Origin of the sequence: Streptomyces sp. 3214.6, from assembly GCF_900129855.1 — a bacterium.
Classification (GTDB): domain Bacteria; phylum Actinomycetota; class Actinomycetes; order Streptomycetales; family Streptomycetaceae; genus Streptomyces; species Streptomyces soliscabiei.
This window is the reverse complement of record NZ_LT670819.1, coordinates 9,202,775-9,220,400: the sequence shown is the minus strand read 5'-3', so window position 1 is coordinate 9,220,400 and position 17,626 is coordinate 9,202,775. Positions and strand designations below refer to the sequence as shown.

Below are 17,626 nucleotides of genomic sequence, written 5' to 3'. Positions count from 1 at the left end.
CTGAGGAGACGAATCGGTCGACAGCGTTGTAGACGCTCCGGTGTCGTACACAGTCCTACCAGGCCCGCAGCCGGCGCAGCCGCTCATGTCCACACCGACTGGCCGATCGCCACCCCGGCGAACGCGGCCCCGAGGCCGACGACGACGCTCGCGACGGCGTTGGCAGCGGCATACAGGCCCGCGCCGGTCTCGGTGAGCCGTAGCGTCTCGTACGAGAACGTCGAGTACGTCGTCAGGGCCCCGCACAGCCCGGTCCCCAGGAACAACCGCAGGTCGGGGCCGACACCGGCGGCGCCGGTCAGCGTGCCGAGGATCAGGCAGCCGGTCATGTTGACGACGAAGGTGCCCCAGGGGAAGACGGAGTCGTGCCGGGACTGCACCGCGCGGTCGGTCAGATAGCGCAGCGGGGCGCCGATCATGCCGCCGGCGACGACGACCAGCCAGTTCACAACGACTTCTTACCCTCCGTGCCCGAATCGTCCGGATTCCCGCTCCGGCTCCGGCTCCGGCTCCGGCTCCGTTTCCCGCCCTGCTTCTCGCCCCGGCCGACGTACCTGATCACCTCGCACGGATCGAGGGTGACCATGCCCTCCGTGACCAGTTCGTCGAGCTCGGGCAGGAAGGCCCGCACCCGTTCCTCGGTGTCCACGACGACGACCGCCACCGGCAGGTCCTCGCTGAGCGAGAGCAGCCGGGCGGTGTGGATGAGGGAAGACGCCCCGAAGCCCTCGATGCCCCGGAAGACGCTGGCCCCGGCGAGACCGGCCGCGTGGGCGCGGTGCACGATCTCCGTGTAGAGGGGCTTGCGGTGCCAGGTGTCGTTCTCGCCGACGAAGACGGTCAGCCTCAGGGCGCTGCCGGTGAGTCTCGTCATGGTCGCCTCCACTGCAGAGTGCGGCGGGTCGCCGTGGCCGCGAGCCACACCGCCGTGAGCGCCGCGCACAGGGTCCCCACCAGGTAGGCCAGGGCGGTGCCGGGACGGCCGCCGTCGAACAGCTTCTGGAGGTCGACGGCGTACGTCGAGAAGGTGGTGAAGCCGCCGAGCACGCCGGTGCCGAAGAACGGGCGCACCAGCCGGTGGGCGGTCATGGCCTCGGTGACGAGGACCAGGAAGACGCCGATCACCGCGCAGCCGATCACGTTCACCCAGAAGACGGTCCAGGGGAAGCCGGCGGTTGGGGTGGGCCACCACAGGGAGGCCGCGTAGCGGGCGGCGGCGCCGATGCCGCCGCCGACCGCCACGACGGCGACCACCGGGAACTGACCCGTCCCGGCGGTGCGCCGCGATGCGCTGGTGCGCAGGCTCTCGGCCTGCGGGGCTGTCATGTCCTACGTCTCCTGCCCGGTCCGGGACCATCCCCCTCGTCGGGGTGATCACGGCCGGGCACCAGCGTAGCGCCGCCTCATTTGGGCACGGGCGCCTCACAGACCGCGATGCCGCGCTCCCAGAGGCTGCCCAGGACGAGTCGGCCACCGGTCTCGCAGACGCTCGTGACCATGCGGAATCCGGAGCGGCGGCGGGTGAGGTGGTGCAGGATGCGGCCCTCGTCGTCGATCGCCAGCACACCGGCCCACCCCGAGGGACGGTACGGCGCTTTCAGGGCCAACCGGGCGGCGCGCCTGCGGACCGCGGGGCCGGTCCGGTGCAGAAGGTCGAGCGGGGGGACGCGCGGCCCGGCCAGCGCCACCCAGACGGGGCCGTCGGGCGCGCCGCGCCACAGGTTGTCCGGGAACCCCGGCAGGTGCTCGACGAGGGGCTCGGCCTGTCCGGCCCGGGGGCCGGTGAGCCAGTAGCGGGTGAGGCGGCGGGCGCCGGTCTCGGCGACGATCAGGAAGGAGTCGTCGGCGCTGCGCGCGAGGCCGTTGGCGAACTGCAGCCCCTCCAGGGCGACTTCGGCCTCGCGGGCGCCGGGGGCGAGGCGTAACAGACGTCCGGTGCCGGTGTGTTCGACGAGGTCGCCCATCCAGTCCGCCAAGGGGTGGACCTGGCTGGAGACGGTGAAGTAGACGGTTCCGTCGGGCAGGGCGACGACATTGCTGCAGAAACGCAGCCGCTCCCCCGCCGCCGACTCGGTCAGGACCCGCACGTTGCCGGAACCGCCCTCGGGGTCGACGCGCAGCAGGGCGCCGTCGGCGCAGCAGACCAACAGGTCGCCGTCCGGGAGGAGTTCGAGGCCGAGGGGGCGGCCGCCGATCTCGCCGATGTGCTCGACGCGGGCCGTGGGCGGATCCTCAAGACCCTCGACGCGCAGGATCCTCCCGTCCGACACCCCGGTCAGGATCCGCCCTCTGGGGTCGGCGACGACGTCTTCGGGGCCGTGACCGGGGAGAGTGATGTACCTGAGGGGGACGAGAGGCGCCCGACGGTCCATATGGGTCCGACCTTCCTTGAGGAGGCGGCCATCCTCGCAGGCGGGAGGGTGGGCGGCGGGTCGTACCCGTGGTCTTTTGCCTGGCTTTTCCGGAAGGTGATCTCTCTGTCCTCTGCTGCCTCTTCCCGAAGTTCCCCACCACTCTCCGTCGAACGGGCGTGCCACTTCGGCACGGTGTCGCGAAACGGGCGGGGGGCCGACCGCGGGGTGCGGCCGGGCCCCCGCTCGACGGGGTCGGGGATCAGCGGTGGCTGAACCAGGACATGGAGGACAGGGCCTTGTCGTCGTAGCCGAACAGGGCCTGGTTCTCCCAGCCGTTGCCGGAGGAGGCGTCGGTCGGGTCCCAGCCGTTGCCGGTGACGGCCGTCCAGGTCGCCTCCCAGTAGAAGACGCCGAGGCCGCGGCCGTTCGGGACGGCCTCCACGATGTTCGCGACGGCGTTCATCCAGGCCAGCTGGCCGGCCGCGGTCGCCGGGTAGCCGGAGACCAGTTCGGAGGACAGGTCGATCTGGTTGGTGAGCGAGTCGTCGCTGTCGAGACGGAACGGGTAGGCCGTCTCGGCGACGAACACGGGCTTGGCGTATCGGGAGGCCGCGTCGTCCAGGGTGGTCTGGAAGTCGGCGAGGGTGCCGTGCCAGTAGCCGTAGTACGACAGGCCGATCGCGTCGAACTTCACTCCGTTGGAGACGGCGTTGTCGAACCACCAGCGGGTGCCGCTCAGGTCGCCGCCCTTGGCGAGGTGCAGGGCTACGGTGGTGGAGGAGCTGACCGCCTTGACGGCGTCGTAGCCGGAGTTGAGCAGACCGGCCAACTGGCTCCAGTTGTCGGTGGACCCCTCGGACCACAGCATGCCGCCGTTGATCTCGTTGCCGACCTGGACCATGTCGGCGGTGGTGCCCTGGGCCTTCAACGCGTTCAACACGTCGTAGGTGTGGTTGTACACGTCCGTCTTGAGCTGGCTGTACGAGTGGCTCGCCCAGGCGGCCGGCTTGGACTGGGCGCCCGGGTCGGCCCAGGTGTCCGAGTAGTGGAAGTCGACCAGGAGCTTCTGCCCGGCGGCCTTGACGCGCTTGGCCATGGCGAGGACGCGCGTCTTGTTGTTGTAGCCGTCGGCCGGGTTGACCCAGACCTTCAGGCGCGCGTAGTTCATGCCGGCGTTCTTCAGGATGGTGACCGCGTCGCCGGTGGCGCCCGAAGCGGTCCTGTAGACACCGCCCTTTGCCTCGCTCTTGGCGAGGGAGGAGATGTCGGCGCCCTTGATCGACAGTCCGCTCGTGCCGGACGTGAAGGCCAGGTCGTCCACATTGATCCAGTTGCCCGCGTTCGCGTCACTGTTGATGCTGATGGTGCACTGGTTGTTGGTCACGCTGACCGGCGTGACGATGTGCACCCAGCCGCTGGACGAGACCGGCAGGTCGGTGCGGCGGTCCGGGCCGCCGCAGTTCTTGAGGGCTATGTAGGCCGCGTTCTGGCCGCCGCTGGAGCGGACCCAGGCGGTCAGCTTGTATGAGCCGTTGGTCAGGCCCGAGAGGTACTGGTACGTCTCCACCTTGTAGGCGGTGGACGCCCAGTGGGACAGGCGGTAGTTGCCGCCGTGACCTCCGGACTCGGTGAAGGAGGCGGAGTTCTGGCCGGCCGCCGAGTACGTGGACCAGCCGGCCGGTGTCGCGGTGCCGGTGCCGTCGGACTCGAAGCCGCCGTTGGCGAGGGTGCTCGCCGCCTGGGCGGTCTGCGCGGGCAGGGCCGTGAGGGCGAGTCCCGCGGCGAGCGGCAGCAGCAGGGCCCTGAGGGTGCGTCTGGGATGGAACATCGTCGTCCGTCGTCCCTTCGACGTGATGGGGGTGGGGTTCCCTCCTGCGGGAGGGACCCCCTCCGCCCGCGGCTCGCGGCTCCACGGGCGAAGGGGGAGTCGGCTCAGCCGTCGAGTCGCACGACCCGGACGGCTCCCGCCGGGACCGCGAGGCGGCCGGCAGCGCGTTCGCCCGTCAGCAGTTCGGTGCCGGAGGTCTCCAGCGGCACCTTGGCGTCGGTGGCGGTGTGGTTGATCGCGAAGAGGTAGCCGCCCGTCTCGCCGGAGCGCCGCACGACCTCGACGTCGTGGGGCAGGTCGGCGCGCGGGGCGATCGAGGCGTCCTCGGCGGCCCAGCCGAGCACCGCGTCCAGGCCCTCGTGGCCGAGGCGGGTGGAGACGTACCAGGCGGTGCCCTCACCGAGGCGGTGCCGGGTGACGGCCGGGTGCCCGGCGGTGAGGCCGTCGGCGTAGGTCCAGACGGTCTCGGCGCCCCGTGGGACGACGAACTCCGTCCACACGTCGCCGCCGAGCTCGGAGCCGTCGGGGCCGGTGAGGCGCACGCCCTCGCCCTGGAGCAGCGGGGAGAACTCCTCGACGGTGAGGCCGAGGACGTCCCGGAGCGCGCCGGGGTAGGCGCCTTCGTGGACGGCGTCGTGCTCGTCGACGATGCCGGAGAAGTACGACACGACGAGGGTGCCGCCGTTCTCGACGTACTCCCTGAGGTTGTTCCCGGCCGCCTCGGTCATCAGGTACAGGGCGGGGACCACGACCAGCGGGTACTGCGCGAGGTCGCCCTCGGGACGGGCGAAGTCGACGGTGAGGTGGCGGTCGTAGAGGACCTCGTAGAAGGCGTCGGCGCGCTCGCGCGGGTCGGCGTCCTCGCTGGGGCGCCAGGCGAGGTTCTGCGCCCACCAGGAGTGCCAGTCCCAGAGCATCGCCACGTCGGCTTCGGTGCGGGTGCCGCCGATCATGCTGAGGGAGTCGAGGGAGGCGCCGAGCTCGACGACCTCGCGCCACACGCGGGTGTCGGTGCCGCCGTGCGGGACCATCGCCGAGTGGAACTTCTCGGCGCCGCGCCGGGACTGCCGCCACTGGAAGAACATGGCGCCCTCGGAGCCGCGGGCCACATGGGCGAGGGAGTTGCGGGCCATCTGGCCGGGGGCCTTGGCGGGGTTGCGCGGCTGCCAGTTGATGCCCGAGGTGGAGTGCTCCAGCAGGATCCAGGGCGCGCCGGCGCCGACGGAGCGGGTGAGGTCGGCGGCCATCGCGAGGTTGACGTGGGTGCGGCGGCCGTCGGTGATCAGGTAGTGGTCGTTGGTGACGAGGTCTACCTCGCGGCCCCAGGCCCAGTAGTCGACGGAGTCGCACTGGCTGAGGGCGGTCATGAAGTTCGTCGTCACCGGGACGCCGGGCGCGAGGCGGTGCAGGATGTCCCGCTCCGCGCAGAAGTTCTCGCGCATGGTGGCGTCGGCGAACCGCTTGTAGTCCAGGGCCTGGCCCGGGTTGCCGACGGTCGGGGTGGCGCGCGGCGGGTTGATCTCCTCGAAGTCCGCGTAGCGCTGGCCCCAGAAGGCGGTGCCCCACGCCTCGTTGACCGCCTCCACCGTGCCGTACGTCGTCGCCAGCCAGCGGCGGAAGTGGGCGGCGCAGGAGTCGCAGTAGCAGGCCGAGACGGGGACGCCGTACTCGTTGTGCACGTGCCACATCGCCAGCGCCGGGTGGTCGCCGTAGCGCTCGGCGAGCCGGCTGGTGATGTTCGCCGCCGCGGCCCGGTAGTCCGTGTTGCTGTGGCAGATGGCCCCGCGCGAGCCGAACTCGTAGCGGACGCCCTCGGGCGTCACCGGCAGCGCCTCCGGGTGGTTGCGGAAGAACCAGACCGGCGGGACGACGGTGGGGGTGCCCAGGTCGACGCGGATGCCGTTCTCGTGCAGCAGGTCGATGATCCGGTCCAGCCAGCCGAAGTCGTACACCCCGGGCGAGGGCTCCAGCAGGGCCCAGGAGAAGATCCCGACGCTCACCATGGTGACGCCGGCCTCCCGCATCAGCCGGACGTCGTCCTGCCAGACGGTTTCCGGCCACTGTTCGGGGTTGTAGTCCCCACCGAAGGCGAGCCCGGTGAGGCCCCTGGGGGTGGTCTCCGGCATGGATTTTCTCCCGTTTGATCGAACATATGGGAACGTGCACACATCAGGTTGGCGGTGCGTGCCCAACATAACCGCACAGCAACAACCATTGACAAGTGTCCGGGATGTTTCTCTACTGTGAACGCTCACAGACACCAGGACCCAGGTCAGGGGAGAGATCCATGCCCAACACGAAGCGTCGGCGGCTCATTGTCAGAGGTGCAGCTTCCGCCATCGCCGTCACGCTCGGCGCCAGCGCGCTCGCCGCGTGCGGCTCGTCCGACGACGACAGCAAGGCCGAGTCCGGTCCGGTCTCGCTGACGTACTGGACCTGGACGCCCGGCATGGACAAGGTCGTGGACCTGTGGAACAAGGGCCAGGGCAAGAAGGACCAGATCACCGTCACGGTGAAGAAGCAGGCGTCCGGCGACACACTGGTCACCAAGATCCTCACCGCGCACAAGGCGGGCAAGGCGCCGGACCTGGTCCAGGCCGAGTACCAGGCGCTGCCGACGCTGGTCAGCAATGACGCGCTGGCGGACATAGCCAAGAACGTCGGCGACGCCAGAGCCAAGTTCGCCGACGGTGTCTGGCAGCAGACGACGCTGGGCACGGACGCCGTCTACGCGGTTCCGCAGGACATCGGCCCGATGATGTTCTACTACCGCGCCGACCTCTTCAAGAAGTACGGCCTGACGGTTCCGCAGACCTGGGATCAGTTCGCCGAGACGGCCCGCACGCTGAAGAAGAAGGCGCCGGACCTCGACCTCACCACGTTCTCCGCCAACGACTCCGGTCTCTTCGCGGGCCTCGCCCAGCAGGCCGGTGCCAAGTGGTGGACCACCTCCGGCGACAAGTGGAAGGTCGGCGTCAACGACACGGCCACCAAGAAGGTCGCCGACTTCTGGGGCGGCCTCGTCAAGGAGGGCGCCATCGACAACCAGCCGATGTACACCCCGGCCTGGAACAAGGCGCTCAACACCGGCAAGCAGATCGCCTGGGTCTCTGCCGTGTGGGCGCCGGGCACCCTGACCACAGCCGCGCCCGACACCAAGGGCAAGTGGGCGATGGCCCCGCTCCCCCAGTGGTCGAACGGCGAGAACGTCACCGGCAGCTGGGGCGGCTCCTCCACGGCCGTGACCACGGACTCCAAGCACAAGGAGGCCGCCGCCAAGTTCGCCGCCTGGCTGAACACCGACGGCGACGCCCTCAACGCGCTGGCCAAGGAGAGCGGCATCTACCCGGCCTCCACCTCGGCCCAGCTCAGCGGCGCCTTCACCACCCCGCCGGCCTACTTCTCCAACCAGGCGGACTTCTACACCACCGCCGCCAAGATCGCGAAGACGACGGCGCCGTCGGCCTGGGGCCCGAACGTGAACGTCGCCTACACGACCTTCAAGGACGCGTTCGGCGCCGCCGCGAAGAACAAGTCGGACTTCTCTGCCGCTCTGGACAAGATGCAGTCGGACACCGTCGCCGACATGAAGAAGCAGGGCTTCGAGGTCTCCGAGTGACCACCGCACGCCGGAAGTCGTACGGGGTCAAGGGGGCCCCGTATGCCTTCCTCCTCCCCGCGACGATCCTCTTCGCCCTGTTCTTCGCGCTGCCCATCGGGTACGCGGTCTGGCTCAGCTTCCACAAGGTGCACGTCTCCGGCCTCGGCCTGGGGTCGGGCGCGCGGAAGGAGGTCTGGGCCGGCATCGAGAACTACACCGACGCCCTCACCGACAGCGAGCTGGTCGACGGCGCGCTGCGCGTCCTCGGGTACGGCTGCATCGTCGTTCCGGTGATGCTGGGCCTGGCGCTGCTGTTCGCGCTGATGCTCGACTCCGACAAGGTGCGCCTCGCGCCCTTCACCCGGCTCGCGATCTTCCTGCCGTACGCCATCCCCGGCGTGGTGGCGGCGCTGCTGTGGGGCTTTTTGTACCTTCCGGACGTCAGCCCCTTCTACTACGTGCTCCAGAAGCTGGGCATGCCGCAGCCGGACCTGCTGGACGGCGGTCCGCTGTACCTCGCCCTGTCGAACATCGCGGTCTGGGGCGGCACCGGCTTCAACATGATCGTCATCTACACCTCGCTGCAGGCCATCCCGGCCGAGGTGTACGAGGCGGCGAAGCTGGACGGCGCCACCCCGCTGCAGATCGCGCTGAGGATCAAGATCCCGATGGTGGCGCCCTCGCTGGTGCTGACCTTCTTCTTCTCGATCATCGCCACGCTCCAGGTGTTCAACGAGCCGACCACCCTGAAGCCGCTCACCAACTCCGTGTCCACGACCTGGAGTCCGCTGATGAAGGTGTACCGGGACGCGTTCGGCACCGGTGACATCTACCAGGCGGCCGCCGAGGCCGTGATCATCGCGATCGCCACGCTGGTGCTGTCGTTCGGCTTTCTGCGGGCCGCCAACCGTCGTAACAAGCAGGAGGCAGCACGATGAGTTCTCTTGCCGTACAGAAAGCCCCTTCGGCGGCCGGTACGACGGGCACGGCGCACAGCCGTCCGCCGCTGCGCAGCCGGATCGCGCTGGTGCCGACGATCACGCTGCTGGTGGGCGCGATCTACTGCCTGCTGCCGGTGGCGTGGGTGGTGATCGCGTCCACCAAGTCGGGCAGTGAGCTGTTCTCCACCTTCACGTTCCTGCCGGGCACCGGCTTCGCCGACAACCTCACGGACCTCAACGCCTACCGTGACGGCATCTACTGGCAGTGGATGGGCAACTCCGCCCTGTACGCGATCCTCGGAGCGCTGCTGTCGACGTGTGTGTCGGCGTTCAGCGGCTACGCGCTGGCGACGTACCGCTTCCGGGGCCGCGAGACATTGTTCAACGTGCTGCTCGCCGGCGTGCTGATGCCGCCGATCATCCTCGCCATCCCGCAGTACCTGCTGATGGCGAACGCGGACCTCACGGACTCCTACTGGTCCGTGCTGCTGCCGCAGATCCTCTCGCCGTACGGCGTCTACCTCGCGCGCATCTACGCGGCCGCGGCCGTGCCGAGCGACGTGGTGGAGGCCGGCCGGATGGACGGGGCGAGCGAGTGGCGAATCTTCACCCGGATCGCGCTGCCGATGATGGTGCCCGGCATGGTGACGGTGTTCCTGTTCCAGTTCGTGGCGATCTGGAACAACTTCCTGCTGCCGTACATCATGCTCAGCGACGACGAGAAGTTCCCGATCACGCTCGGCCTGTTCACGCTCCTCGAACAGGGCGCCAACACCCCGGCGCTCTACACGCTGGTGATCACCGGCGCGTTCCTGGCCGTGTTTCCGCTGGTGGCGCTCTTCCTGGTCATTCAGCGCTTCTGGAGCCTGGATCTGCTGTCCGGAGCCGTAAAGTCATGACCATGAACAATGGTGCGGGGGGCCGGCGCAAACCGCCGACCATCCACGACGTGGCGCGCGAGGCAGGAGTCTCACGAGGCACCGTCTCGCGCGTCCTCAACGGCGGGCACTACGTCAGCCCGTCGGCGGCGGAGGCGGTCAACGCCGCGATCCGCAGGACGGGGTACGTCGTGAACCGGCACGCCCGCTCACTGATCACCGGCCGTTCCGACTCCGTGGGCTTCCTGCTGACGGAGCCTCAGGAACGGTTCTTCGAGGACCCCAACTTCAATGTGCTGCTCAGCGGCTGCACCCAGGCGCTGGCAGCGCACGACATCCCCCTGCTGCTGATGCTCGCGGGCACCAAGGACGAGCGGCGGCGCATCACCCGGTACATCACCGCGGGCCATGTCGACGGGGTGCTGCTGGTCTCCAGCCACTCCGGCGACCCGGTCGCGGAGGAGCTGCGGGAGGCGGGGGTGCCCCTCGTGCAGTGCGGCAAGCCGATGGGGCTGCGCTCCAAGGTGAGCTATGTGGCGGCGGACGACCGGGACGGCGCCCGTGACATGGTGCGCCATCTGGTGTCGCTGGGCCGGCGCCGGATCGGCATGGTGAGCGGCCCGCTGGACACACCGGGCGGGGTGGACCGGCTCGCCGGCTACAAGGAGGTGCTCATGGAGGCGGGCGTCGAGGTCGACGAGCGGCTCGTGGTCTCCGGGGACTACAGCCGGGCCAGCGGCAAGGCGGGGGCCGAACGACTGCTGGCGCAGGCCCCGGACATGGATGCCGTGTTCGTCGCCTCCGACCTGATGGCGCGGGGTGCGCTGACCGCGCTGCGCCAGGCGGGGCGCCGGGTTCCCGAGGACGTGTCCGTGGGCGGCTTCGACGACTCCGTCGCGGCGACGGAGGCCGTCCCCGCTCTCACCACGATCCGCCAGCCCTACGACCGCATCAGCGCCGAGATGGTGCGGGTGCTGCTCGCCCAGATAGGCGGCGAGGACCCGGCGGCGGTGATCCTGCCGACGGAGCTGGTGAAGCGGGACTCGACGTGAGCTGACCGCTCCGCTCCGGTCGCGTCGGCGGGACCGGTCAGGATCGGAGAAGCCGTCCCGCGCTCCCCCGGCTTAGCGTGAGAACACGGACGCGGACACCGCGTACCGCATCTCATTGAGGAGGACGCCATGACTGCCGGCCTGCAGACGATCATCTACCCCGTCAAGGACCTCGACCAGGCGAAGGCCCTGTTCAGCGCGCTGCTGGAGGTCGAGCCGTACGCCGACACGCCCTACTACGTCGGCTTCAAGGCCGCCGGGCAGGACGTCGGCCTCGACCCGAACGGACACGCCAAGGGGATGACCGGACCGGTCCCGTACTGGCACGTCACGGACCTGCGCGACCGGCTCGCCGCGCTGGTGGCGGCGGGCGCGGAGCTGCTGCAGGACGCCCAGGACGTGGGCAACGGCCGGCTCATCGCCTTCGTGAAGGACACGGACGGCAACCTCGTGGGGCTGCTCCAGGACCCGTCGTAGGCCCGGCGCGGTACCTCCGCGAGGGTCCCTCGCCGGGCCCCTCGGAAAATCTGCTTGCACCCGCACTAGTTGCACTGTAAATGAATGCGCGAAACGGTGTTACCGTGCGGGTATGGCAGTGAAGACGGCCGGGGCGGGCCTCGAGGAACGATGGCGGGACATCCTGTCGGTGCACGCGCGCACCATGTGCGAGATCGACCGCGCGCTGCATCCGCACGGCCTCGGTGCGAGCGACTTCGAAGTGCTCGACGTCCTCGCCTTGGAGGCGCCCCGCGAGGGCGACCAGTGTCGGGTGCAGAACCTCGTCGGCCGGGTGCATCTCAGCCAGAGCGCACTGTCCCGCCTCATCGGCCGGCTGGAGAAGGAAGGCCTGGTGGAGCGTTCCGTCTGTGTGGAGGACCGGCGCGGCGTGTATGTCGCCCTCACCCGCAAGGGCCGCAACCTGCACACCGAGGTGCTGCCGCTGCAGCGGGCAGTGCTCGACCGGATGCTGGGCGCCGCCCCGGAACAGGGCTAGGGCCGAGGCGCACCTGTCCGCTAGACGCTCTTTTCGCCCGGTCGTCGGTCCGCCGGGCGGCGCGGGGGGATCGGGGTCGTCGGGAAGTCCCGGGGGCCCGTCCACAGGGCGGGAACGGCGTCGCAGCGGCGGCACAGCTCGTAGGCGATCGCCTCGTAGTTGACCCGCCAGCCCTGGAAGTGCGGCCAGGCCTCCTCGGTGCCGCGTTCGGCGCTGAAGCCCGTCGTCTCCAGCATCGCCACCGCCGCCTCGAACTCGACGAAGGTGAGCCGGATCGGGGCGTCCGGGGCGGGGTCGGAGTCGAAGGGGAAGCGCAGGACGCGGGCGATGTCGCGCAGGGCGGTGAAGCCGGCGCGCAGGACGAGCCGGGCCTCCGGTGGGGCGCTGCGCGGTGACAGCGCCAGCTGTATGGCCGCCGCGTCCATCACGGCGACCAGTCCGACCAGCCAGCTGCGGTACGGGCGCGGGGAGCGGAACGCCAGCAGCACGGGGTAGGTGGAGTGGCTCTCCCCCATGTCGGCGGCGAGCCGCTCCCAGGACCGGTACAGCTCGGGCAGCGCGATCTCGGTGTCGACGAGCCACTGCCGGGCCAGGATCTCCGGACCCCAGGCGGGCTCCCCGGCCCGGGACTGCAGCAGGGTGACCTCGAGTTCGCGGCGGTTGTAGGCGGCGTACAGGGTGGGCAGGTAGGCGATCTGCAGGGCGATGACGACCGGTCCGGTGGCCGCGGCGGCGAAGTCGAGCGCCGACAGCCGCAGACGGGCGCCGCTGGCGAAGCCGAGGGTGAGCAGGCTGGATCCGGCCTCGCGGAAGGCAGTGGTCCAGGACAGCGGGGACAGGGCGTAGAGCACCAGCCCGTAGCCGGTCAGGGCGCCGCCGAGCCAGATCGTCAGCATGCCGACCAGCATCAGCGGGGCGAGCCAGGCCTGCAGCTGGTCGATGGTCTCGTAGCCGCGGCGCAGGGCCGCGAGGTGCAGCAGCCGGCGCAGCGTCCACCACAGCCGGTAGACGACCACGGAGTACAGGCCGCGCGGTACGACGAGGGTGCGCAGGATGCTGCCGAGGACCAACGCGAGCACGAGGACGCCGGCCAGACCGGAGAGCCAGATCATGCGGCCATTGTCGATCAAGCGGGCGGTACGCCCCGCACACCGCCTCCGCCGCGCCGGTTGTGGGGCGGGCCGACGGCGGCGAGGAGGGGACGGGTCAGCGGGCGAGCAGGGTGCGGACCCCTTCCGAGGTGAGGGTCAGCGGATGGGCGCCGGCGGCGTCTATGGCGAGGGACAGCTCACCGGTGGGCCACTGCGCGGCGAGCGCGCCGAGCGGCACCAGTCGGTAGCGGGCGACGTCCGGGAGTAGGTCCGCCATCTCGGGTTCGGAGGTGAACACCGGCACGACGGGCGCGCCGCCGGTCTGTTCCAGCACGGGCAGGGCGACCGTGGTCGGGTCGGTGACGTCCTCGTCGGTGGCGTCGTCGGGGACGGGCACCAGGACGTCGCAGTGCGCGAGCGTGTCCAGTGCCGCCGTGTCCTCGGTGTCGCGGGCCAGCGCGTCGAGCGCCAGCGCGGCGGGGTTGTTCGTGCGGTCGTGCGCGGGTGTCTCCATGACAGGCTCCCCTGGTAGCGGCGGTCCGACCTCGCGTACCCGAGGGGCGGGGGATCAATCCCCCTGGTGGGGGCCGAGGAGTCGGGTCGCCGGGGTGCGCAGCAGTTCCGCGACGGTCGTGACGCGCACGAGCGGCCGGTACAGGTCCATGAGGTGCAGGGCCTGGGCGTGGGAGGCGTCGTCCGCGCCCGCGCACGCGTCGGCGACTACCAGCACCTCCGCACCGGCGTCGGCGGCGGCGAGCGCCGTGGACAGCACGCAGCAGTCGGTGCTGACGCCGGCCAGGACCAGGCGGCCCGTCGGTGCGACCCGGGAGGCGAGCGCGGGCGTCCACTTGCCGAAGGTCGAGGCGTCCAGGACGTCGTGCGCGAGGGGCGCGAACTCGTCCGTCAGCCGCCACAGCGGGGCGTCGGGCGGCCGACGGGCGAAGGGCCACCGGTCGTAGTAGGCACGCCAGGCGCCGGTGGGCTGCGCGGGGGCCAGGAAGCGGGTGAAGGTGACGCGGTCGCCGAAGGCCGGCAGCAGGCGTCGTACGCCTGCCGCCGCCTCGGCGTAGCGGGGGGCCGCCCAGGGGCTCGCGGGGTCGGCGAAGACGTGCTGCATGTCGATGACGGCGAGTCGGCCGGCGGTCATCGGCTCACCGCCTGCTCCTGTGCGCGGACGCGGGCGCGGCCCAGGGTGAGGGTGCCGAGGAAGCCGAGGGCGAGGGCGGCGAGGACACCGAGGTTGGCGTAGGCCCAGTCCCCGGACCTGCCGCCGAGCCCCAGCGGGCCGAGCAGGTAGCCCTGCCAGTCCAGCCAGTCGGCGGCGGCGTTGGTGACCAGGCCCCAGCCGAGGGCGGTGGCGGTCAGGGTGAGCAGCAGCGGGACGGCGGGTATGTCGCCGTAGCGGCCGTCGGGGCGGTAGAGGTCGGCCTCGGTGTAGTCGCGGCGGCGCAGGGCGAGGTCGGCGAGCATGATGCCGCACCAGGCGGCGATGGGGACGCCGAGGGTGGTGAGGAAGCCCATGAAGGGGCCGAGGAAGTCGTCGGCGAAGAACACGATGTAGACGGAGCCCGCGATCATCAGGACGCCGTCGAGGAGGGCCGCCACCGGGCGCGGGACACGCAGGCCCGCCGAAAGCAGGGCCAGGCCGGAGGAGTAGATGTCGAGGACGGCGCCGCCGACCAGCCCGAGGACGGCGACCACGGCGAACGGGACGAGGAACCAGGTGGGCAGGATGGTCGTCAGCGCGCCGATCGGGTCGGCGGCGACGGCCGTGGCGAGCCGCTCGGAGGAGCCGGCCAGCAGCAGGCCGAAGACCAGCAGGAGCAGCGGGGCCACGGAGGCGCCGAAGGCGGTCCAGCCGATCACGCCCCGGCCGGAGGAGGAGCGCGGCAGGTAGCGGGAGTAGTCGGCGGCGGCGTTGACCCAGCCGAGGCCGAAGCCGGTCATCATGAACACGAGTGCGCCGATGAACTCCTGGGCGGATCCTGCGGGGATCGCGCTGACGGTGCTCCAGTGGACGTGGTCGGCGACGAGGGCGACGTAGACGAGGGTGAGCACGCCCGTGACCACGGTGATCACGGTCTGCAGGCGCATGATCAGGTCGAAGCCCATGACTCCGCCGACGACGGTGAGGGAGCCGACCAGGACCAGTGCGACGATCTTGGTGCCGGTGCCGCCGCCCCAGCCGAGGCGGTCGAAGACGGTCGCTGTGGCCATGGCGGCGAGTGCGACGAGGACGGTCTCCCAGCCGACGGTGAGCATCCAGGAGATCGCCGAGGGCAGACGGTTGCCGCGCACGCCGTAGGCGGCGCGGCTAAGGACCATGGTGGGCGCGGAGCCGCGTTTGCCGGCGACCGCGATGAAGCCGCAGAGCAGGAACGAGAAGACGATGCCGATCACGCCGGCGGCCAGGGCCTGCTGGAAGGAGATGCCGAAGCCCAGCGCGAATGCCCCGTAGCTGAGGCCGAGAATGGAGACGTTCGCGCCGAACCAGGGCCAGAAGAGGGTGCGGGGGACTCCCTTGCGTTCGGTTTCGCGGATGACGTCGAGGCCGTGGGTCTCCACCTGGAGCGGTCGGTCCGCCGGTGTGCCGGCTCGGGAGTCTGTCATCGGCGACCTGCCTGTCCGGGTGGGTGCGTGGCGGGAGCTTGTCCGTCACAGTCCTACCCGTCGGAATCCCCGCGATCCACGGGGGGGCCGGCCGGGGTCCACCTGGGGTGGAGTCCCCGGCCCGCCCGGAATCGGCTCAGGCACCGACCTCCGTGATGCGTAATCCCTCGCTGCGCACACACCGCTGGATCATCGCGGCGGCGGCGCGCACGGGGGCCGCCACGCGCGCCGGCTGGATCAGATCGGCGGGGCCCACGACCCCGACGGTGGCGATCACCGTCCCGCGGCTGTCACGAATCGGGACCGCGAGGCCGCTGCGGCCCTCGGTCAGCGTGCTGTGGGCGACGGCGTAGCCCTCCCGGCGGATCTTGGCCAGGCTCTGTTTGAGCTGCTGGGTGCCGTGGGCGAAGCCCGTCGGGGTGCGCGAGGGGGCGGAGCACACCTCGTTCTGCACCGCGCTGCCCGCGTGGGCGAGCAGGACCAGTCCCGCCGCGGTGACGTTCAGCGGCAGCCGGCGGCCCGGTGCGCCGTACGCGGAGGGCGCGTCCGGGTCGTTGGAGACGAACGCCAGGCACACGCTCTCCTTGCCGTCACGGATGGCGATCGTCGCCGCCGCCGAGGTCTGCCCGTGCAGCGCGACGAGGTGTGGCTGCGCCGTCTCCGCCAAGGAGGAGGAGCGCGGCGCCAGGACGGCCGTCTCCCAAAGGCGCAGGCCGATGCTGTATCCGCCCTCGGCGCACCGTTCGAGGGCGCCCCAGCCGTGCAGCTTGTTGACGATGCGGTGAACGGTGGCGACGGGCAGCCCCGAGCGGCGGCTGAGGTCGCTGAGCGACAGGGTCCGGTTGTCCCGGTCGAAGGCGCCGAGGATGCTGAGCGTCCGGTCCACGACTGAGCGCTCCGGAGTGGCGGAGTGGGGAGTGGTCATCCCGATCAGAGTCCCTTCAACCTTCAGTTCTGGGGTGCGTGCTGACACGTGCGTGCACAGATACGTGCACACACATGCACCAGGAGTGATCTGGCATCGGGCGACCACCTCTATCATTGAACCCTCAAGTGGCCATTGAAAGGTCGATTCCGGAACGCTCATGGTCGATTTCGCATCGTTACCGATCCCCGTCGTCCCCTACAGACCTGTCTGCCGACCCGGTCTCGGTATCGCGGTGACGACCTTGGACGAACTGCTCACGCTCTCCCCACTGCTGACCACGCCGCACCGGCTCGAGTTCCACCAGATCATGCTGGTCAGGCAGGGCACGGGCATCTACACGGTGGACTCCACGGAGTTCGACTGCCGGCCCGGGACGCTGGTGTGGACCCGGCCGAACCAGGTGATCCAGCTCCTCCCCGACGCGTGCATGACCGGCGACGTCATCATGTTCGAAACGGCGTTCCCACTGCGGATGGGCGCCCACATGCAGATGCTCGACGATGTGCTGCGTCCCTCGCACTGGCAGCTCCAGAACGAGGAACTCGGCATCCTGCAGCGGGTTCTGAGCCTCCTTCAGGAGGAGTTCCACCTGCCCGACCAAGGGCTGGGCGAGGAGTTGCTGAAGCATCTGCTGGCCGTCGTGCTGCTCCACATCGACCAGATGTGCCGCAGGCGCCACGACGCCGGCCTGGCGGTCAGCGGCGACAACGGCGATCTGTTCCTGCGCTTCCGCCAGGAGCTGGACCGCTCCTTCCGCTCCAGCCGGCTGGTCGAGGACTACGCCACCGCCCTCAACTGCAGCACCCGCGCCCTGGCCCGGGCCTGCCGCGAGGTCGCCGGCACCTCCACCAAGGACATCATCGACGCCCGGGTCGCACTGGAAGCGCGCCATCTGCTCGTCCACTCCGACCTGCCGATCAGCGCCATCGCCCGACAGCTCGGATTTTCCGAAGTGACCAACTTCGGCAAGTTCTTCGCACGGCGCGTCCAGATGACACCGGGTGCCTTCCGACGGGTGGCAAAGGTGGGAAATCAGGCGTAATGCGGCCGTGCCGACCGGCACTTCACCCGCGCTTCACCTATTGCCTTCACAAGTCCCCCACCGGGTCTACGCCCGTAAACCTCGATTTCTTTCCACTCTTCGGAAGAGTGCTTGTTCAAGATTCCGAAAACTGGCAAGACTTGGCCTGCGTGCTTCGGGCGGCCACTCCGAGGCACTCCCCACACCTGCAGAGTCGCAGGTCTGCACCATCGAGCACGACCGAACGATCGACGGCTTACTGACGAGTTTTAGTCGCCGCACCCCCACGGCGTTCACCAGGAAAGTTTGCGCATAGCTCAAATCCCCG

18 protein-coding genes are annotated in these 17,626 nt (G+C 70.2%); 7 read left to right on the top strand and 11 right to left on the bottom strand.

All coding sequences use genetic code 11. The features are described 5' to 3' along the window. Nucleotides 1–83: 83 nt before the first annotated feature. The 6 genes from crcB (B5557_RS41675) to B5557_RS41650 form a co-directional block, all read right to left on the bottom strand. Nucleotides 84–449, bottom strand: a complete 366-nt coding sequence (gene crcB, locus B5557_RS41675) for a fluoride efflux transporter CrcB (protein WP_079664388.1) — start codon at nucleotides 447–449, stop codon at nucleotides 84–86. Next, a complete protein-coding gene (locus B5557_RS41670) occupies nucleotides 446–874 on the bottom strand; it encodes a DUF190 domain-containing protein (protein ID WP_079664387.1) in 429 nt (142 codons plus the stop codon). The genes crcB (B5557_RS41675) and B5557_RS41670 overlap by 4 nt, the downstream gene beginning before the upstream one ends. Then, entirely contained in the window at nucleotides 871–1,326 is a 456-nt protein-coding gene (gene crcB / locus B5557_RS41665; protein ID WP_079664386.1) for a fluoride efflux transporter CrcB, read from the bottom strand. Before crcB (B5557_RS41665) ends, B5557_RS41670 begins: the two co-directional genes overlap by 4 nt. 77 nt (nucleotides 1,327–1,403) lie before the next feature. Beyond that, nucleotides 1,404–2,372 carry an SMP-30/gluconolactonase/LRE family protein gene (locus B5557_RS41660; RefSeq protein WP_079664385.1) on the bottom strand — a complete coding sequence of 323 codons (969 nt, stop codon included), beginning with the start codon at nucleotides 2,370–2,372 and terminating at the stop codon, nucleotides 1,404–1,406. A 241-nt stretch (nucleotides 2,373–2,613) separates the two neighbouring features. After that, nucleotides 2,614–4,182, bottom strand: a complete 1,569-nt coding sequence (locus B5557_RS41655) for a glycoside hydrolase family 53 protein (RefSeq protein WP_079664384.1) — start codon at nucleotides 4,180–4,182, stop codon at nucleotides 2,614–2,616. 104 nt (nucleotides 4,183–4,286) lie between these two features. Next, nucleotides 4,287–6,308 carry a beta-galactosidase gene (locus B5557_RS41650; RefSeq protein ID WP_079664383.1) on the bottom strand — a complete coding sequence of 674 codons (2,022 nt, stop codon included), beginning with the start codon at nucleotides 6,306–6,308 and terminating at the stop codon, nucleotides 4,287–4,289. 161 nt (nucleotides 6,309–6,469) lie between these two features. On the opposite strand from B5557_RS41650, the gene B5557_RS41645 reads away from it, so the two are divergent. The 6 genes from B5557_RS41645 to B5557_RS41620 all read left to right on the top strand — a co-directional run bounded on the left by B5557_RS41645 (nucleotide 6,470) and on the right by B5557_RS41620 (nucleotide 11,648). Further along, nucleotides 6,470–7,801, top strand: a complete 1,332-nt coding sequence (locus B5557_RS41645) for an ABC transporter substrate-binding protein (protein WP_079664382.1) — start codon at nucleotides 6,470–6,472, stop codon at nucleotides 7,799–7,801. Further along, complete coding sequence (locus B5557_RS41640) at nucleotides 7,798–8,721, top strand: carbohydrate ABC transporter permease (RefSeq protein WP_079664381.1); 924 nt, start codon at nucleotides 7,798–7,800, stop codon at nucleotides 8,719–8,721. The genes B5557_RS41645 and B5557_RS41640 overlap by 4 nt, the downstream gene beginning before the upstream one ends. After that, the gene (locus B5557_RS41635) at nucleotides 8,718–9,623 is read left to right on the top strand and encodes a carbohydrate ABC transporter permease (RefSeq protein WP_079664380.1); all 906 of its coding nucleotides are present in this window, start codon (nucleotides 8,718–8,720) and stop codon (nucleotides 9,621–9,623) included. Before B5557_RS41640 ends, B5557_RS41635 begins: the two co-directional genes overlap by 4 nt. After that, nucleotides 9,620–10,654 (top strand): LacI family DNA-binding transcriptional regulator, encoded by a 1,035-nt coding sequence (locus B5557_RS41630; RefSeq protein WP_079664379.1) that lies wholly within the window; start codon nucleotides 9,620–9,622, stop codon nucleotides 10,652–10,654. Before B5557_RS41635 ends, B5557_RS41630 begins: the two co-directional genes overlap by 4 nt. A gap of 129 nt (nucleotides 10,655–10,783) precedes the next feature. After that, the gene (locus B5557_RS41625; protein ID WP_079664378.1) at nucleotides 10,784–11,131 is read left to right on the top strand and encodes a VOC family protein; all 348 of its coding nucleotides are present in this window, start codon (nucleotides 10,784–10,786) and stop codon (nucleotides 11,129–11,131) included. 112 nt (nucleotides 11,132–11,243) lie between these two features. Next, entirely contained in the window at nucleotides 11,244–11,648 is a 405-nt protein-coding gene (locus B5557_RS41620) for a MarR family winged helix-turn-helix transcriptional regulator (RefSeq protein WP_079664377.1), read from the top strand. Between the two features lie 20 nt (nucleotides 11,649–11,668). Here B5557_RS41620 and B5557_RS41615 read toward each other — a convergent pair whose 3' ends face one another. From B5557_RS41615 to B5557_RS41595, 5 genes are all read right to left on the bottom strand, one after another. Continuing rightward, nucleotides 11,669–12,760, bottom strand: coding sequence for a hypothetical protein (locus tag B5557_RS41615; RefSeq protein ID WP_079664376.1), 1,092 nt, complete (start codon nucleotides 12,758–12,760; stop codon nucleotides 11,669–11,671). 94 nt (nucleotides 12,761–12,854) lie between these two features. Then, on the bottom strand, nucleotides 12,855–13,253 hold the full coding sequence (locus B5557_RS41610) for an SseB family protein (RefSeq protein ID WP_079664375.1): 399 nt from the start codon (nucleotides 13,251–13,253) through the stop codon (nucleotides 12,855–12,857). 54 nt (nucleotides 13,254–13,307) lie between these two features. After that, nucleotides 13,308–13,886 (bottom strand): cysteine hydrolase family protein, encoded by a 579-nt coding sequence (locus B5557_RS41605; RefSeq protein WP_079664374.1) that lies wholly within the window; start codon nucleotides 13,884–13,886, stop codon nucleotides 13,308–13,310. After that, a complete protein-coding gene (locus tag B5557_RS41600; protein ID WP_079664373.1) occupies nucleotides 13,883–15,349 on the bottom strand; it encodes a purine-cytosine permease family protein in 1,467 nt (488 codons plus the stop codon). Before B5557_RS41600 ends, B5557_RS41605 begins: the two co-directional genes overlap by 4 nt. 136 nt (nucleotides 15,350–15,485) lie before the next feature. Beyond that, the gene (locus tag B5557_RS41595) at nucleotides 15,486–16,274 is read right to left on the bottom strand and encodes an IclR family transcriptional regulator (RefSeq protein WP_079664372.1); all 789 of its coding nucleotides are present in this window, start codon (nucleotides 16,272–16,274) and stop codon (nucleotides 15,486–15,488) included. Nucleotides 16,275–16,509: 235 nt separating this feature from the next. On the opposite strand from B5557_RS41595, the gene B5557_RS41590 reads away from it, so the two are divergent. Next, on the top strand, nucleotides 16,510–17,319 hold the full coding sequence (locus B5557_RS41590; RefSeq protein WP_231976164.1) for an AraC family transcriptional regulator: 810 nt from the start codon (nucleotides 16,510–16,512) through the stop codon (nucleotides 17,317–17,319). The last annotated feature ends 307 nt before the right edge of the window (nucleotides 17,320–17,626 follow it).